At 35.5% G+C, this 282-nt stretch carries 1 protein-coding gene; it reads left to right on the top strand.

The window, feature by feature from the left end:
• Positions 1-252, top strand: a 252-nt coding sequence (locus A3735_RS09795; protein ID WP_197473099.1) for an RsmG family class I SAM-dependent methyltransferase, incomplete at its 5' end; no start/stop codon positions are given.
• Positions 253-282: the final 30 nt, after the last annotated feature.

Genomic DNA, 282 nt, shown 5'->3' with positions numbered 1-282 from the left:
GAGAGTGTTGCGCAGGATAAACAATTTGACCAAATTATGTCACGCGCATTTACAGCGCTAGATAATATGGTAAAACTATGTAAGCACTTACTTACTGAAAAGGGTGAGTTTTTAGCAATGAAAGGTTTGCATCCAAAAGATGAGATTAATGCACTGCCAATAGATTATCATGTTAAAAACGCAATTAAGTTATGTGTTCCCGCTTGTGAAGAGGACAGGCATTTAATTATCATAGAGAAAACTTCAGCGTAATAAGCATATTGCTATTGAAAGCGTCTATAA

The organism is Oleiphilus sp. HI0061 (assembly GCF_001635675.1).
Note: the sequence above shows the minus strand (reverse complement) of the source record. Positions and strands in the feature narration are given on the sequence as shown.